Origin of the sequence: Streptomyces sp. NBC_01463 (assembly GCA_036227345.1) — a bacterium.
Lineage (GTDB): Bacteria > Actinomycetota > Actinomycetes > Streptomycetales > Streptomycetaceae > Streptomyces.
The window spans coordinates 2,375,555-2,390,814 of sequence record CP109468.1 but is presented as its reverse complement, the minus strand read 5'-3'; the positions used below and the strand labels follow the sequence as shown (position 1 = coordinate 2,390,814).

The following is a 15,260-nucleotide window of genomic DNA, read 5'->3' as shown; positions in this document are numbered from 1 at the left end:
CCCCATGGCCTCACGTACGTCCGGCAAGGGTTCCCAGGGCACAGCGGGCACCGCGAAGCGCGTCGGTGGCGGCTCGGGCCCGGTGAAGAAAGCCGCGCCCGCGAAGAAGGCCGCTGCCAAGAAGACCGCGCCCGCGAGGAAGGCTCCCGCCAAGAAGGCGGTGGCGAAGAAGGCGGCCGCGCCCCGGCCGGCGCCCTCACCCACCGGCGGTGTGTACCGCCTGGTGCGCGCCGTCTGGCTCGGTGCCGCCCACGGCGTCGGCGCTATGTTCCGCGGCATAGGGCGTGGCGCCAAGGGCCTCGACCCCGCACACCGCAAGGACGGCGTCGCGCTCCTGCTGCTCGGCCTCGCGCTGGTCGTCGCCGCCGGCACCTGGTCGAATCTGCGCGGCCCGGTCGGCGACCTCGTGGAGATGCTCGTCACCGGCGCCTTCGGGCGGCTCGACCTGCTCGTGCCGATACTGCTGGGCGCCGTCGCGGTGCGGCTGATCCTCTATCCCGAGAAGCCCGAGGCCAACGGCCGGATCGTCATCGGACTGTCCGCCCTGGTCATCGGGGTGCTCGGGCAGGTCCACATCGCGTGCGGATCACCGGGCCGCGAGGACGGCACCGGGGCCATGCAGGACGCCGGCGGACTGATCGGCTGGGCCGCCTCCAAGCCCCTGATCTTCACCATGGGCGAGGTGCTCGCCGTCCCCCTGCTCCTGCTGCTCACCGTCTTCGGGCTGCTGGTCGTCACGGCGACCCCGGTGAACGCCATTCCGCAGCGGCTGCGGCTGCTCGGTTCCAAGCTGGGGATCATCGACCCGGTGTACGACCCGGATGACCTGAACGAGGACTACGAGGACGACGAGCGGTACGACGAGCAGTGGCGCGAGGCGCTGCCGGCGCGCTCGCGCCGTTCCTCCGTACGCCGTTCCGAGGCGCCCGAGGACTTCGACCCCGACCGGGCGGAGACCGACGCGCTCTCCAAGCGCCGCAGGCCGCGCAGGCCCTCCGTGCAGCCGGCGATGAACCGGCCGATGGACGCCGTGGACGTCGCGGCGGCCGCCGCCGCGGCGCTCGACGGTGCGGTGCTCAACGGCATGCCGCCCTCGCCGGTCGTCGCCGACCTCACCCAGGGCGTCTCGGTGGACCGCGAGCGTGCGGGCACCCCGGTGCCGGGCGCCAGGGAGGCGGAGCCGGTCCGCAGGCCGGGGGAGAGGGCCTCCTCGCCCTCCGGGGGCGTGCCCGACCTGACCAAACCGGTCCCCGACCGCTCGGACTCGCAGCCGCTGCCGCCCCGCGCCGAGCAGCTCCAGCTCTCCGGCGACATCACCTACTCGCTTCCCTCGCTCGACCTCCTGGAGCGCGGCGGCCCCGGCAAGACCCGCAGCGCCGCCAACGACGCGATCGTCGCCTCCCTGACCAACGTCTTCACCGAGTTCAAGGTCGATGCCGCCGTCACCGGTTTCACCCGGGGGCCGACGGTCACGCGGTACGAGGTGGAGCTCGGCCCCGCCGTGAAGGTCGAGCGGATCACGGCGCTCGCCAAGAACATCGCGTACGCCGTCGCCAGTCCCGACGTCCGGATCATCTCGCCGATCCCGGGCAAGTCCGCGGTCGGCATTGAGATCCCCAACTCCGACCGCGAGATGGTCAACCTCGGAGACGTGCTGCGGCTCGCGGACGCGGCCGAGGACGACCACCCCATGCTGGTCGCGCTCGGCAAGAACGTCGAGGGCGGCTACGAGATGGCCAACCTCGCGAAGATGCCGCACGTCCTGGTGGCCGGTGCGACCGGCTCCGGAAAGTCCTCCTGCATCAACTGCCTGATCACCTCGGTGATGGTGCGGGCGACGCCGGAGGACGTCCGGATGGTGCTGGTCGACCCCAAGCGCGTCGAGCTGACCGCGTACGAGGGCATTCCGCACCTGATCACGCCGATCATCACCAACCCCAAGAAGGCCGCCGAGGCCCTCCAGTGGGTCGTGCGGGAGATGGACCTGCGCTACGACGACCTCGCCGCGTTCGGCTACCGGCACATCGACGACTTCAACCACGCCGTGCGCACCGGCAAGCTGAAGACGCCCGAGGGCAGCGAGCGGGAGCTCTCGCCGTACCCGTACCTGCTGGTGATCGTCGACGAGCTGGCCGACCTGATGATGGTGGCCCCCCGTGACGTCGAGGACTCGATCGTCCGCATCACCCAGCTGGCCCGCGCCGCCGGTATCCATCTGGTGCTCGCCACCCAGCGTCCCTCGGTGGACGTCGTGACCGGACTGATCAAGGCGAACGTGCCCTCCCGGCTCGCCTTCGCCACCTCCTCGCTCGCCGACAGCCGCGTCATCCTGGACCAGCCCGGCGCCGAGAAGCTCATCGGAAAGGGTGACGGACTGTTCCTGCCGATGGGGGCGAACAAGCCGACCCGTATGCAGGGCGCCTTCGTCACCGAGGCCGAGGTCGCGGCGGTCGTCCAGCACTGCAAGGACCAGATGGCACCCGTCTTCCGCGACGACGTAGTGGTCGGGACCAAGCAGAAGAAGGAGATCGACGAGGACATCGGCGACGATCTGGATCTGCTCTGCCAGGCCGCTGAGCTGGTCGTTTCCACCCAGTTCGGGTCCACGTCGATGCTCCAGCGCAAGCTGCGGGTGGGCTTCGCCAAGGCCGGGCGGCTGATGGACCTGATGGAGTCCCGGAACATCGTCGGGCCGAGCGAGGGCTCCAAGGCCCGCGACGTCATGGTGAAACCGGACGAACTCGACGGGGTGTTGGCGCTGATCCGCGGGGAAACGGGTTCGTAAGGGTTTTGCGGGCAACCGTTTCGCCGGGCCGTACGTCAAGTTGAAGGGAGGGACAGCAGGATGTCCTTCCCGGGGCGGTCCGGCGAATCCGACTCTGTTCGAATCTGGATGGCGTACAAAGTCGTCCCTCCCGGTTGCCCCACCCTTTCGTACCCCCCCTAGACTGAACACCCAGCAGGTGGCTCACGCTCGAAAGGCGCCCCCGTGTCCATCGGCAACTCCCCCGAAGACGACCGGCCTTCGATCGGTCGAGTGCTTCAGCAGGCTCGCATCGCCGCAGGTCTCACGGTCGAAGAGATCAGCACGTCCACCCGGGTGCGCATCCCCATCGTGCACGCGATCGAGGAGGACGACTTCTCCCGCTGCGGCGGCGACGTGTACGCCCGCGGCCATATCCGAACGCTGGCACGTGCCGTAGGCACCGATCCGGAACCGCTGGTTTCGCAGTACGACGCCGAGCACGGCGGCCGTCCCGCGCCCACGCCGGCGGCACCGCTGTTCGAGGCCGAGCGGATCCGTTCCGAACCCCGTCGGCCCAACTGGACCGCGGCCATGGTCGCGGCGATCGTCGCCGTGGTCGGTTTCGTCGGCTTCACCTTCTTCAAGGGCGGTGACGAGCCCTCGACCGCCGGCCGGGTCGCCGAAGGCCCGACCTCCGACAAGATCACCCCCAAGCCGGCCTCCAGCAAGCCCGTCGACCCCAAGCCGGCCCCCTCGGACAGTGCCATCGCGGCAGCGCCCCAGGACAAGGTGACGGTCAAGCTCAGCGCGAGCCAGGGCAAGAGCTGGATCTCCGCCAAGGACCACAACGGCCGTTCCCTCTTCGACGGAACCCTCCAGCAGGGCGAGACGAAGACCTTCCAGGACAAGGAGCGGGTCGACCTCGTCCTCGGTGACGCCGGTTCGATCGAGCTCTTCGTCAACGGCAAGAAGGTCGAGGACCAGTTCCAGCCGGGACAGGTCGAGCGGCTCTCGTACACCAAGGGCGACCCCGAGGTCGGCTGACCGCAGGACCTGCCCGTCCACACATCGCGGCGAGCGCCCGGCCATCGCGCCGGGCGCTCGCCGTCTTTGTCACTCGCTGTAACGGGCGAACCCTGCACGGCGGGGCCAGTGCCGGGACAAAGTAGTCTTGAGCCCATGCCCGAACGCCGTACCGTCGCCCTTGTCACTCTTGGCTGCGCCCGTAACGAGGTGGACTCGGAGGAGCTCGCAGGCCGCTTGGCAGCGGACGGCTGGGAGCTCGTCGAGGATGCCTCCGATGCCGATGTCGCCGTGGTCAACACCTGTGGATTCGTCGAGGCCGCCAAGAAGGACTCCGTCGATGCCCTGCTCGAAGCCAATGATCTGAAGGACCACGGCCGCACCCAGGCCGTCGTCGCCGTCGGCTGCATGGCCGAGCGCTACGGCAAGGACCTCGCCGAGGCCCTGCCGGAGGCGGACGGCGTCCTCGGATTCGACGACTACGCAGACATCTCCGACCGCCTCCAGACCATCCTCAACGGCGGCATCCACGCCTCCCACACCCCGAAGGACCGCCGCAAGCTGCTCCCGATCAGCCCGGCCGAGCGGCAGGACGCCGCCGTCGCGCTGCCCGGCCACGCGCAGGAGACCGCACCCGCCCCCGCCGACCTGCCGGACGGCGTCGCACCGGTCTCCGGTCCGCGGGCGCCCCTGCGCCGCCGTCTGGGCACCAGCCCCGTCGCCTCCGTGAAGCTGGCCTCCGGCTGCGACCGCCGCTGCTCCTTCTGCGCCATCCCGTCCTTCCGCGGCTCCTTCATCTCCCGGCGGCCCTCGGACGTCCTGGGCGAGACGCGCTGGCTGGCCGAGCAGGGCGTGAAGGAGGTCATGCTCGTCTCCGAGAACAACACCTCGTACGGCAAGGACCTCGGCGACATCCGCCTCCTGGAGACGCTGCTCCCGGAGCTCGCGGACGTCGAGGGGATCGAGCGCATCCGGGTCAGCTATCTGCAGCCCGCCGAGATGCGGCCCGGTCTGATCGACGTACTGACGTCGACGCCGAAGGTCGCGCCCTACTTCGACCTGTCCTTCCAGCACTCGGCCCCGGGCGTGCTGCGCGCGATGCGGCGCTTCGGTGACACCGACAGCTTCCTGGGGCTCCTCCACACCATCCGGAGCAAGGCACCGCAGGCCGGCGCCCGCTCCAACTTCATCGTGGGCTTCCCCGGCGAGACCGAGGACGACCTCGCGGAGCTGGAACGGTTCCTCACGGGAGCCCGCCTCGACGCCATCGGCGTCTTCGGCTACTCCGACGAGGACGGCACCGAGGCGGTCGGTTACGAGAACAAGCTGGACGCCGACACGATCGCCGAGCGCCTGGCGCACATCTCGCAGCTGGCCGAGGAACTGACCTCGCAGCGGGCCGAGGAGCGCGTCGGGGAGTCGCTCCAGGTGCTGGTCGAGTCGGTCGAGGCCACCGAGGACGAGTCGCGGGCGGTGGGCCGCGCCGCCCACCAGGCTCCCGAAACGGACGGCCAGGTGCTCTTCACGGCACGCGAGGGACTTGTCCCGGGCCGTATGGTCGAGGCAAAGGTAGTGGGCACCGAGGGCGTGGACCTGGTGGCCGAATGCTGTGAGCTTGCGGAGGTAGCCAGATGACCGGAGTCCCGGCATCCGCGGCAGGCGGTTCCGGCGCGACGCCGGTCCGCGGCGGAAAACTGGGTGCTGCGGCCGTCAATCAGGCCAGCCTGTGGAACATCGCCAATCTCCTCACCATGGCGCGGCTGGTGCTGGTCCCGGGGTTCGTCGTGCTGCTGCTTCACGACGGCGGGTACGACCCGGCCTGGCGTTCCATCGCCTGGGCCGCTTTCGCCGTCGCGATGATCACCGACGTGTTCGACGGGCATCTGGCGCGCAAGTACAACCTGGTCACCGACTTCGGCAAGATCGCCGACCCGATCGCCGACAAGGCGATCATGGGCGCGGCCCTGATCTGTCTGTCGTACCTCGGCGACCTGCCCTGGTGGGTCACCGGTGTGATCCTCTTCCGCGAGCTCGGCATCACGCTGATGCGCTTCTGGGTGATCCGGCACGGGGTGATCCCCGCCAGCCGCGGCGGGAAGATGAAGACGCTGGCGCAGGGGACCGCCGTCGGGATGTACGTCCTGGCGCTGACCGGTCCGCTGGCCACCCTGCGCTTCTGGGTGATGGCGGTGGCCGTCGTGCTGACGGTCGTCACCGGTCTGGACTACGTGCGCCAGGCGGTTGTGCTGCGACGCCAGGGAATCGCGGCGGACAGGGCGACTGCGGCCCAGGAGGCCGCCGAGGCGGCGCTGGAAGCCGTCGAGGGCGCCAGGAGCGCCGGGACGGTCCCTGAGGGCGCGGAGGCGGCGGAGCGGGTCTCCGGGGCTCCGGGGAACCGCGGCGCGGCGGAGGCCGAGCGGTGACAGCCGCGGCCCGGGTGCTGCGGCTGCTCGTCGAGCGGGGGGAGACCCTCGCCGTCGCCGAGTCGCTGACCGGCGGCCTGGTCGCGGCGGAGCTGACGTCCGTCCCCGGTGCCTCGCAAGCCTTCCGCGGGTCGGTGACGGCCTACGCGACCCCCCTCAAGAGTGAAGTCCTGGGAGTGGACGCGGACCTTCTGGCGGCGCGGGGAGCGGTTGACGCCGACGTCGCGCGCCAGATGGCGGCCGGCGTGCGCCGGGCGCTCGGCGCGGACTGGGGAGTGGCCACGACCGGTGTCGCGGGCCCCGAACCGCAGGACGGCCAACCGGTCGGAACGGTCTTCGTCGCAGTCTGCGGGCCCTCTGACGCCGGGAAAGTGACCGCCCTGCGGTTGAACGGCGGACGGGCGGACATCCGTATGGAGAGCGTACGGAGCGTGCTCGAACTGCTCTCCGGCGAACTCGACGGGTACGCGAGCGCACAGGATACGGAACACAACGGGGGGAATTGATGTTTGCAGCCCTGAGTGAACACGACATCGCTCCCCGCACGGCCGCAGCGCTAGGCGGTACGGTGGGGCGTGAAGGATGCGGCTACGCGGTCCGAGGAGGGAGCCACCGATGATTCTGCTCCGTCGCCTGCTTGGTGACGTGCTGCGTCGGCAGCGCCAGCGCCAAGGCCGTACTCTGCGCGAAGTCTCCTCGTCCGCCCGAGTCTCACTCGGCTATCTCTCCGAGGTGGAGCGGGGGCAGAAGGAGGCATCCTCCGAACTGCTCTCCGCCATTTGCGACGCGCTTGACGTACGGATGTCCGAGCTCATGCGTGAAGTGAGCGATGAGCTGTCCCTGGCCGAACTGGCCGAGTCGGCGGCAGCCAGCGATCCGGTCCCTGTACCGGTGCGCCCCATGCTCAATTCCGTCTCCGTTTCGTCGGTGGCGGGTGTGCCGTCGGGGCGGGTGACCATCAAGGCGCCTGCGGAAGCGGTGGATGTCGTCGCCGCCTGACCCGTTCGGTTCGGTGTGAAGCCGGAGCCCCGGTCCTCCCCTCAGGGGGCGGACCGGGGCTTCTGTGCGTTCCGGGTGCGGTGCGGAAGACGCGGATCCGTCCCGGATGCGTACGGGATGCGCCGATGGGGTGTCGGGCGGCTTCCGGCGGGCAGGCGGGTGGAGAAGGCCGGGGAACGATCCTTTCGGACAACTCCCCGGATGACCGTTTTGCTTCGTTTGTGCCATCGTGGTTGGTGCTGAGCGGAACGGATACCAGAACGGAGACGTGCATGTCTGTGGTGAAGAGCCCGCTGTCCGAGACCGACCTCAAGTCCGTGGGAGGCGCGCTCCAGGGCGCCCTGGTCGACCTCGTCGACCTCTCCCTGGTGGCCAAGCAGGTCCACTGGAACGTGGTGGGCCCCCGCTTCAGGTCCGTGCACCTCCAGCTGGACGAAGTCGTCGACACCGCCCGCCAGCACTCCGACACCGTGGCCGAACGGGCCTCCGCGCTGGGCGTCAACCCGGACGGGCGTTCGGGGACGATCGCGAAGACCACGGCCATCGACTCCGTGCCCGAGGGCTGGGTCAAGGACGTCGACGCCGTACGGACGCTGGTCGACGCCCTGGGCGTGGTGATCGGCCGGATGCGTGAGCGCATCGAGGTGACGGGCGACCCCGACCCGGTCAGCCAGGACATCCTGATCACGCTGACCGCGGATCTCGAGAAGCATGCCTGGATGTTCCAGGCGGAGAGCGCCTGACACGGCGTTTCCGCCGCCTCCCGGCCGGGCTGCCCAGCCCTGGCGGGGACCAGTCCAACCGGCCCGCCCCGCAGCGGGTGGAGGCCGGACCGCAAGATCCGAGGAGTTGCGATGACCGACGAGAGTGCGAAGGACAAGATGGCCGGCAAGGCCAAGGAAGCCATGGGCAAGATGACCGGCAACAAGCGCATGGAGTCCGAGGGCAAGGCGGACCAGGCGAAGGGCAAGGCCAAGGGTGCCGCGGGCGACGCCAAGGAGCGTGCCGAAGGCGTCAAGGACTCCCTGACCCCTGACGACAAGAACTGACCCTCGGTTTGCGGAGCCCCCACCGGAAGCGGTGGGGGCTCCGCTCTGGACCGGGCCCCCGGTGCGGTGGCGGAGCAGCCGCCGGCGGATGGGAGTGCGCAGGAGCGCGGCCGCGCCGCGCGCGCCGGTACTGCACCGGTGCGCTCTCCCATCGGGCGATCGGGCCGGATTAGGTTCGGTGAAGGAGGCGGCCATGGTACGGCGATGGGTGCCGGCGCTCGTGCTCGGCGGTGTGTGGTGGTGGGCCGTGCTGCGGCTGGTGCTGGAGCCGGCGCACGCGGGTCCGATCGAGGGAGCGGTGGCGGCGGGCGGATGGGGGCTCAGCCTGCTGCCCGTGCACGTGGCCGCCACGGCCCGGCCGACGGGGATATTCGACGCCGGGACGGGGCTGCTGCGACGGTGTGCCGAGAGCATCCGTGACATCGGCCGGTCCTGGCGTACGAACGACGAGGGGCTCTTGCGCGAGAGCGGCCCGTCCTGGTCCGTGACCGGGGCGCGGCGCGCTACCAGGGCATGGCGACGCCGCCGTTCGGGCGGAGGATCTGGCCGGTCATGAAGGCCGACGCGTCCGAGGCCAGGTGGAGCACCGTGTGTGCCACGTCATCGGGTTCCCCCACTCGGCCCAGCGGTGCGATGCGCGCCATCGTCGCCTCCGCGCGGTGCTGCTGCTCCGCGTCGTGGCGGGCGGTCATGGGGGTCCGGATCCAGCCGGGGGCGACCGCGTTCACCCGGATGCCGTGCGGTCCCAGCTCGGTCGCCAGGGTCTTGGTGAGCTGGACCACGGCCGCCTTCGCCGCGCTGTAGCAGAGCAGGCCCGGGCTTGCGGAGTCGACTGCGCCCGAGGCCATCGTGATCAGTGAGCCGGGGGAGCCGCGCGTGACCATGGTGCGCGCCACTTCCTGGCAGGCGTGGAGAACGCCCTTGAAATTCACGGAGAGCACCCGGTCGAGATCCTCGTCCGCGGTCTCCAGGACGCTGCTCGTGTGCATGATCCCGGCGACGGCGGCCAGGATGTCCAGCTCGCCGGAGGCCAGGACGGCGGCCCGGACCTGGTTGCGGTCGGTGACATCGAGCGGGTGGGTGTGGGCTTCGCCACCCGCGGCGGTGACCAGGTCGAGGGTCTCCAGGAGGCCCTTCTCGTCGAGATCGGCGCAGTGGACGGTGGCGCCCGCCTCCGCCAGCAGGACGGCGGTGGCGCGGCCGATGCCGCCGGCGGCGCCGGTGACGAACGCGGAGCGGCCGGTGAGGTCGTACGCGGCGAGAGGCATGACCGGACCGTACGACTGGATCTGACGGGTCGTCAACTACGGGGTGGGGCCCGATTGGCAGCGTGGGCACCAGTAGGTGGGGCGGGTGTCCTGCTCCGCGGTGCGGACGGGCGTCCCGCAGCGCAGGCAGGGGCGGTGGGTGCGGCCGTAGACCCAGAGGTTCTCGCTCGGGCGGCGGGCGCGGGGCGCCGGACCGGTACGGGAGACGGGACGGGCGCCGGCGGTGGTCACGCGGACCGGGCGGTCGCGGTTGGCTTCGAGGAGCTGCCTGGCCGTGCTGACCAGGAGGGCGGCCGTGGACGGGGGCAGTTCGCCGACGGGCAGCCAGGGGGTGGCGCGGGCCAGGAAGCAGAGCTCCGACTTGTAGATGTTGCCGATGCCCGCCAGGTTGCGCTGGTCCAGGAGCGCTTCGCCGAGGGGGCGGGAGGGGTCGGTGAGCAGATTGTGCAGCGCGGTGCCGGCGTCCCAGCCGGGTCCCAGCAGATCCGGTCCGAGGTGGCCGACCGCCTTCTCCTCGTCGACGGTGCGCAGGAGTTCGAGGACGGGGAGCCGGTAGCCGACAGCGGTGTGCGCGCCGTTGGCGAGGACGGCCCGGATCTGGTGGCCGGGGCCGCCCCGCCAGCGCTCGCCCGGGGCGTAGACGCGCCAGGCGCCGTCCATCCGCAGATGGCTGTGGAGGGTGAGTCCGCCCTCGATACGGGTTAGCAGGTGCTTGCCGCGCGCGGACACGTCGAGCACGGTCCGGCCGGTCAGATCGGCGGTGGCGAACCGCGGCACCCGCAGATCGGACCGGGTGAGGACCTCGCCGGCCAGGGCGCTGTGCAGCCGCTTCGCGGTCTGCAGGACGGTGTCTCCTTCGGGCATACGTCCATGATGCGCCGCGGATGGGCCGCGGGCCGGTGAGCCATGGCACGGCCCGGCAGGTGGACCGGGGGTACAGCCTGCGAGCCGGGGCTGCGCCGCGGGCTGAGGGGCCGCGGTTCCGGCGGGCGCCCGGCGACCGGGCCCCGGCGGTGTTCAGGAGCGGAGGCGGAGTCCTCTCGGGGTGGCGAGGAAACCGGCCGCCTCCAGGGTGCGGCCGAGCGGTGAGGTCAGGGACGAGGCGCCGTTGGTGCGCTCGACCGTGACCGTGCCCAGGGCGCCGGCACGGGCGGCGGCGGCCAGTGCCGCCGCGGCCGCCCGGAGCGCGGGATCGTCCGGCTCGGTCGGCCAGGCGAGGAGCGTCTTGCCGCCGCGCTCCATGTACAGCGTCAGCTCGCCGTCGACGAGGACCACGAGAGAGCCCGCCTTGCGGCCCGGTTTGTGCCCGGCCCCGGCAGGCGGCTCGGGCCACGGCAGGGCCGCACCGTACGCATTGGCCGGATCGGCCGCGGCGAGGACCAGTGCGCGGGGATCCGCGCCCGGCTCCGTGCGGTCGCGGGCGGTGGAGGCCGCGCGCAGCCGGTCGACCGCGCCGTCCATCGCGAACTGCGCCGCCCCCAGCCCCTCCACGACATAGCCGCGGCGCGCCTGCCCGTTGTCCTCGAAGGCGGACAGCACGCGGTACGCCGCGGAGAAGCCGCCCTCGACGCCCTCGGCCTGGACCGCGCCCCGGGTCACCACCCCGTGCCGGTCCAGGAGGGTGCGGGCCAGGGCGTGGGCCCGGTGCGTGGGCTCGGGTTCGGCGGGCGGCAGCAGCGACCAGCGGCCCGAGACGGTGGGCGGACCGGTGCGGGAAGCCGGGCGCGCCGAGGCGGTCAGTGAGCCGTAACGGCCGCGCGGAACGTTCCGCTTGGCGCGGTGCGCGGTCGATCCGGCCGTGCGCCCTGACCCGAGGAGCGCGCGCAGCGGAGCCAGTGTGTCGTTGGTGAGCCGCCCCGACCAGGCCAGGTCCCAGAGGGCGTCCGCCAGTTGGGGATCGGTGGCGTCCGGATGGGTGGTGGCGCGGACCTGATCGGCGATCTGGCGGAAGAACAGCCCGTACCCGCCGCTCAGCGTCGTGAGAACGGACTCGTGCAGCGCGCTGAGTTCGAGCGGGCGAGGGGGAGGCAGGAGCAGGGGTGCGCTGTCGGCCGGATAGAGGCTCAGCCAGCCGTCCTTGCCGGGGAGCGCCCCTGCTCCGGCCCACACGACCTCGCCGGTCGTGGTGAGTTCGTCCAGGAGCGCCGGGGAGTAGCCGGTGACCCGGCCGGGGAGGATCAGCTTCTCCAGCGCGGACGCGGGGACGGGCGCCCCCTGCAGCTGCTCGATGGCGCGGGCCAGTCCGTCGATCCCGCGCAGGCTGTTGCTGCCGAGATGCTGCCACTGCGGCAGGAACCCCGCCAGCGCGGCGGGCGGCACCGGCTCCAGCTCATGGCGGAGCGCGGCGAGCGAGCGGCGCCGCAGCCGCCGCAGCACGGTGGCGTCGCACCACTCCTGGCCGATGCCCGCGGGATGGAACTCGCCCTGGACGATCCGGCCCGAGGCCGCCAGCCGTTGCAGCGCCCCGTCGGTGACGGCGGTGCCGAGGCCGAAGCGGGCGGCCGCCGCGGTGGAGGTGAACGGGCCGTGCGTGCGGGCGTAGCGGGCGAGGAGGTCGCCGAGAGGGTCCTTGACCGGTTCGGTGAAGGCTTCGGGGACGCCGACCGGGAGCGCCGTGCCCAGCGCGTCGCGCAGCCGGCCGGCGTCCTCGATGGCAGCCCAGTGCTCGGCGCCGGCGATCCGGACCCGGATGGCCCGGCGGGCCGATGCCAGCTCCTGCGCCCACTGTGGCTCGGCCCCGCGCTCGGCCAGCTCCGTATCGGTGAGCGGGCCGAGGACCCGCAGCAGGTCGGCAACACCCTCGATGTCCTTGATCCGGCGGTCCTCGGCCAGCCACTGGAGCTCCTGCTCCAGCTCGGTCAGGACCTCGGCGTCGAGCAGCTCGCGCAGTTCCGCGCGGCCCAGCAGTTCGGCCAGGAGGCGGGAGTCGAGGGAGAGCGCGGCGGCCCGCCGCTCGGCGAGCGGTGAGTCGCCCTCGTACAGGAACTGCGCGACGTAGCCGAAGAGGAGCGAGCGGGCGAACGGGGAGGGTTCCTGGGTGGTCACCTCGACCAGGCGGATCCGGCGGGCTTCGAGGTCGCTCATCACCTCCGTGAGCCCGGGGACGTCGAAGACGTCCTGGAGGCATTCGCGGACCGCTTCGAGAACGATGGGGAACGAGCCGAACTCGGAGGCCACCTGGAGGAGCTGGGCGGCCCGCTGGCGCTGCTGCCACAGCGGTGTGCGCTTGCCGGGGCTGCGGCGCGGCAGCAGCAGCGCGCGGGCCGCACACTCACGGAAGCGGGACGCGAACAGCGCGGAGCCGCCGACCTGGTCCGTGACGATCTGCGCGATCTCGCCCTGGTCGAAGGCGACGTCTGCGGCACCGACCGGGGGCTGGTCGCTGTCGAGGCCGACGTTGGCCGGGGCGAGCGGCGCCGCTCCCGCGCCCGTCGCCGGGTCCTGCGCGGGGTCGAAGTCGAGGAGGTCCAGGCCCATCATGTCGGCGTCCGGCAGCCTCAGCACGATGCCGTCGTCGGCATGCATGACCTGGGCGTCCATGCCGTAGCGCTCGGCGAGACGGGCGCTGAGGGCGAGCGCCCACGGGGCGTGCACCTGGGCGCCGAACGGGGAGTGCACCACGACGCGCCAGTCACCCAGCTCGTCCCGGAACCGCTCGACGAGGATGGTCCGGTCGTCCGGCACATGGCCGCAGGCCCGGCGCTGCTCGTCGACGTACGACAGCACGTTGTCCACGGCCCAGGTGTCCAGGCCCGCCGCCAGCAGCCTCTCCCGGGCGTCCTCGGGGGACAGCCCGCCGAGCTCGCGCAGGAACGCGCCCAGCGCACGCCCCAGCTCCAGCGGACGGCCCAGCTGGTCGCCCTTCCAGAACGGCAGCCGGCCGGGGACGCCGGGCGCCGGTGACACCAGGACCCGGTCGCGGGTGATGTCCTCGATCCGCCAGGACGTGGTGCCCAGCGTGAAGACATCGCCGACCCGGGACTCGTACACCATCTCCTCGTCCAGCTCGCCGACCCGGCCGCCGCCCTTCTTGGGGTCGGCGCCCGCCAGGAAGACCCCGAAGAGTCCGCGGTCGGGGATGGTGCCGCCGGAGGTGACGGCGAGCCGCTGGGCACCGGGCCGGCCGGTGACCGTGCCGGCGACGCGGTCCCACACGACGCGCGGGCGCAGCTCGGCGAACGCGTCGGACGGGTAGCGGCCGGCGAGCATGTCGAGGACGGCGGTGAACGCCGACTCGGGGAGCGAGGCGAAGGGGGCGGCCCGCCGGGTCACCGCCAGCAGATCGTCCACCTGCCAGCTGTCCAGGGCGACCATCGCGACCAGCTGCTGGGCCAGCACGTCCAGCGGATTGGACGGGATCCGCAACGCCTCGATGGACCCCGTGCGCATCCGCTCGGTGACGACGGCCGCCTGCACCAGGTCGCCGCGGTACTTCGGGAAGACGACGCCGGTGGAGACCGCGCCCACCTGGTGTCCGGCCCGGCCGACCCGTTGCAGCCCGGAGGCGACCGACGGCGGTGACTCCACCTGGATCACCAGGTCGACCGCGCCCATGTCGATGCCCAGCTCCAGACTGGACGTGGCGACCACCGCCGGCAGCCGGCCCGCCTTGAGGTCCTCCTCGACCTGGGCGCGCTGCTCCTTGGAGACCGATCCGTGGTGAGCCCGGGCGAGCAGCGGGGGAGCGCCCTTGGCCGCACCGGACTCCGCCATGATCTCGGCGGGGGAGTGGGCCTCGGGCATCGTCTCGCCGGTGGCCCGCTCGTACGCGATCTCGTTGAGCCGGTTGCAGAGCCGCTCGGCGAGACGGCGGGAGTTGGCGAAGACGATGGTGGAGCGGTGGGCCTGGACGAGGTCGGCGATCCGCTCCTCCACATGCGGCCAGATCGACGGCTTGTCCGCCTGACCCGCGGAGTCCGGGTCGGTGGCGGGGGAGCCGCCGAGCTCGGCCAGGTCCTCGACCGGCACGACCACCGACAGATCGAACTGCTTGGTGGACGGCGGCTGGACGATCTCCACCTTCCGCTGCGGCGAGAGGAAACGCGCCACCTCGTCGACCGGCCGGACCGTGGCCGACAGGCCGATCCGTCGGGCGGGCCGGGGCAGCAGCTCGTCGAGCCGCTCCAGGGACAGCGCGAGATGGGCGCCCCGCTTGGTGCCCGCGACCGCGTGCACCTCGTCGAGGATCACCGTCTCGATCCCGGCCAGCGCCTCGCGGGCCGAGGACGTCAGCATCAGGAAGAGGGACTCGGGGGTGGTGATCAGGATGTCCGGCGGCCGTGTCGCCATCGAGCGGCGCTCGGCGGGCGGGGTGTCGCCCGAGCGGATGCCCACCCGCACCTCGGGCTCGGGCAGCCCCAGGCGCACCGACTCCTGGCGGATGCCGGTCAGCGGCGAGCGGAGATTGCGCTCCACGTCGACCGCGAGGGCCTTGAGCGGCGACACGTACAGCACACGGCAGCGCTTCTTCGCCTCGGCGGGCGGCGGGACCGCCGTCAGCTGGTCGAGGGCGGCGAGGAAGGCGGCCAGGGTCTTGCCCGATCCGGTCGGGGCGACGACCAGGACGTCCGACCCCTCGCCGATCGCCCGCCAGGCACCCTCCTGCGCGGCCGTCGGCGCGCTGAAGGCCCCCGTGAACCAGCTGCGGGTCGCGGGGGAGAACGAATCGAGTGCGGAGCCGGTCATGCCCCCATCGTGCACCCCGCCACTGACAACGGCTGCGACAAGCGGCGGGCCGGGCGGCGCACCGGCG

The 15,260-nt window shown here is 72.1% G+C and carries 12 protein-coding genes; 9 read left to right on the top strand and 3 right to left on the bottom strand.

Going from position 1 to position 15,260, the window contains the following annotated elements; translation table 11 throughout:
* Positions 1 to 4: 4 nt before the first annotated feature.
* The 9 genes from OG521_10375 (at position 5) to OG521_10335 (ending at position 8,796) form a co-directional block, all read left to right on the top strand.
* Entirely contained in the window at positions 5 to 2,785 is a 2,781-nt protein-coding gene (locus OG521_10375) for a DNA translocase FtsK (protein ID WUW21175.1), read from the top strand.
* 204 nt (positions 2,786 to 2,989) lie between these two features.
* Positions 2,990 to 3,790, top strand: a complete 801-nt coding sequence (locus tag OG521_10370; protein WUW21174.1) for a helix-turn-helix domain-containing protein — start codon at positions 2,990 to 2,992, stop codon at positions 3,788 to 3,790.
* A gap of 135 nt (positions 3,791 to 3,925) precedes the next feature.
* Complete coding sequence (gene rimO / locus OG521_10365; GenBank protein ID WUW21173.1) at positions 3,926 to 5,404, top strand: 30S ribosomal protein S12 methylthiotransferase RimO; 1,479 nt, start codon at positions 3,926 to 3,928, stop codon at positions 5,402 to 5,404.
* Positions 5,401 to 6,192 carry a CDP-diacylglycerol--glycerol-3-phosphate 3-phosphatidyltransferase gene (gene pgsA, locus OG521_10360; GenBank protein WUW21172.1) on the top strand — a complete coding sequence of 264 codons (792 nt, stop codon included), beginning with the start codon at positions 5,401 to 5,403 and terminating at the stop codon, positions 6,190 to 6,192. The genes rimO and pgsA overlap by 4 nt, the downstream gene beginning before the upstream one ends.
* Positions 6,189 to 6,698, top strand: a complete 510-nt coding sequence (locus tag OG521_10355; protein WUW21171.1) for a nicotinamide-nucleotide amidohydrolase family protein — start codon at positions 6,189 to 6,191, stop codon at positions 6,696 to 6,698. Before pgsA ends, OG521_10355 begins: the two co-directional genes overlap by 4 nt.
* Before the next feature lie 109 nt (positions 6,699 to 6,807).
* Positions 6,808 to 7,191, top strand: a complete 384-nt coding sequence (locus OG521_10350; GenBank protein ID WUW21170.1) for a helix-turn-helix transcriptional regulator — start codon at positions 6,808 to 6,810, stop codon at positions 7,189 to 7,191.
* Positions 7,192 to 7,463: 272 nt separating this feature from the next.
* Positions 7,464 to 7,934: a DNA starvation/stationary phase protection protein gene (locus tag OG521_10345; protein ID WUW21169.1), complete on the top strand. Its 471-nt coding sequence runs from the start codon at positions 7,464 to 7,466 to the stop codon at positions 7,932 to 7,934.
* A gap of 111 nt (positions 7,935 to 8,045) precedes the next feature.
* The gene (locus OG521_10340) at positions 8,046 to 8,240 is read left to right on the top strand and encodes a CsbD family protein (protein WUW21168.1); all 195 of its coding nucleotides are present in this window, start codon (positions 8,046 to 8,048) and stop codon (positions 8,238 to 8,240) included.
* 193 nt (positions 8,241 to 8,433) lie between these two features.
* On the top strand, positions 8,434 to 8,796 hold the full coding sequence (locus tag OG521_10335; GenBank protein ID WUW21167.1) for a hypothetical protein: 363 nt from the start codon (positions 8,434 to 8,436) through the stop codon (positions 8,794 to 8,796).
* Here the strand turns inward: OG521_10335 and OG521_10330 are convergent.
* The 3 genes from OG521_10330 to OG521_10320 form a co-directional block, all read right to left on the bottom strand.
* Complete coding sequence (locus OG521_10330) at positions 8,744 to 9,508, bottom strand: SDR family oxidoreductase (protein WUW21166.1); 765 nt, start codon at positions 9,506 to 9,508, stop codon at positions 8,744 to 8,746. The genes OG521_10335 and OG521_10330 overlap by 53 nt on opposite strands.
* Before the next feature lie 36 nt (positions 9,509 to 9,544).
* The gene (locus OG521_10325; protein ID WUW21165.1) at positions 9,545 to 10,372 is read right to left on the bottom strand and encodes a DNA glycosylase; all 828 of its coding nucleotides are present in this window, start codon (positions 10,370 to 10,372) and stop codon (positions 9,545 to 9,547) included.
* Between the two features lie 153 nt (positions 10,373 to 10,525).
* Positions 10,526 to 15,193 carry a DEAD/DEAH box helicase gene (locus OG521_10320; protein ID WUW21164.1) on the bottom strand — a complete coding sequence of 1,556 codons (4,668 nt, stop codon included), beginning with the start codon at positions 15,191 to 15,193 and terminating at the stop codon, positions 10,526 to 10,528.
* Positions 15,194 to 15,260: the final 67 nt, after the last annotated feature.